Origin of the sequence: Mesorhizobium sp. M1A.F.Ca.IN.020.06.1.1 (genome assembly GCF_004023265.1) — a bacterium.
In the GTDB taxonomy this organism is placed as follows: Bacteria; Pseudomonadota; Alphaproteobacteria; order Rhizobiales; family Rhizobiaceae; genus Mesorhizobium.
This window is the reverse complement of record NZ_RZSR01001226.1, coordinates 1-1,442: the sequence shown is the minus strand read 5'-3', so window position 1 is coordinate 1,442 and position 1,442 is coordinate 1. Positions and strand designations below refer to the sequence as shown.

Below are 1,442 nucleotides of genomic sequence, written 5' to 3'. Positions count from 1 at the left end.
GCGGAGGACCGCCCGGCGATCGCCGTGCGCATGACCTTTTCGGCGGAAGGCCGCAAGCTCAGGCACTCGTTCCACCGCATTATGATGAAATCGGCGGCCAAGCTCGCCTATCCGCAGGCGCAGGCGGGGATCGATGGCGTGCCCGACGACAAGACGGGGCCGATCCTCGAAGGCGTTCTGAAGCCCCTCTGGGACGCCTATGCCGTGCTCAAGCGCGGCCGCGACAGCCGCCAGCCGCTCGAACTGGAGCTGCCGGAACGCAAGATCCTGCTCAAGCCCGACGGCACCGTCGACCAGGTCGTCGTGCCGGAGCGCCTCGACGCCCACAAGCTGATCGAGGAGTTCATGATCCAGGCCAATGTCGCGGCCGCGGAGACGCTTGAAGGCAAGAAAGAGCCGCTCGTCTACCGCATCCACGACGCGCCGTCGCTGGCGAAACAGGAATCGCTGCGCGAGTTCCTGCACACGCTTGGCCTGTCGCTGGCGCGCGGCGCGCAGATGCGGCCCGGGCAGTTCAACGGCATTCTGGAGCGGGTGCGCGGCGCCGACAACGAGGCGCTGGTCAATGAAGTGGTGCTGCGCTCGCAGAGCCAGGCCGAATACTCGCCGAAGAACATCGGCCATTTCGGTCTCAACCTGAGACGCTACGCACATTTCACCTCGCCGATCCGGCGCTATGCGGATCTCATCGTGCATCGCGGACTGATTGCCGCGCTCGGCCTCGGTCCCGGCGGCCTGACGCAGCAGGAAGCGGATCGCCTGGAAGAGGTCGGCGCGCTGATCTCGGCCACCGAACGCCGCGCCATGGCGGCCGAACGCGACACGGTCGACCGGCTGATCGCGGCCTATCTCGCCGAGCGCATCAACGACACCTTCGACGCTCGCATCTCCGGCGTCGCCAAGGCGGGACTCTTTGTCCAATTGCCGCAGTATGGCGCCGATGGTTTCATCCCGGTGTCAAGTTTGGACGGCGATTACTATATCTACGATGAAACCGCTCGATCGCTGTTCGGAGAGCGCACCGGCAAGGGCTACCAGCTAGCCGACCGCGTCGAGGTGCGGCTGCTCGAGGTTGCGCCGATGGCGGGCGCGATGCGTTTCGAAATGCTGAGCGACCCGAAGCCGCTGCCAGGCTCGCGACGGTCGTTCCACAAGACCAAGGGCCGCGCCCGCGCGTCGCAGTCGCGCACGGGTCCCCGCGGCAGGAGAAGATGATGTCGAAGGGCATGGAAGAACAGGTTTTCGGCGGCGAGCACCATTCGGGCCGCGTCGCGCGTCCGCTGTGGACGGCAATCAAGCGCGGCATGCTTGGCCGGTGCCCGCATTGCGGCGAAGGCAAGCTGTTCGGCGCCTTCACAAAGCCCGTCGACAAATGCGGCGTCTGCGGCGAGGAGCTTCATCACCATCGCGCCGACGACCTTCCCGCCTATCTGGTGATCGTC

Annotated in this window: 2 protein-coding genes; both read left to right on the top strand. The window is 66.1% G+C overall.

Going from position 1 to position 1,442, the window contains the following annotated elements:
- Nucleotides 1-1,215, top strand: a 1,215-nt coding sequence (locus tag EOA60_RS32720; protein WP_128312605.1) for an RNB domain-containing ribonuclease, incomplete at its 5' end; no start/stop codon positions are given.
- The coding region (locus EOA60_RS32715; protein WP_128312604.1) for a DUF983 domain-containing protein at nt 1,215-1,442 on the top strand (228 nt) is incomplete at its 3' end. The genes EOA60_RS32720 and EOA60_RS32715, both read left to right, overlap by 1 nt.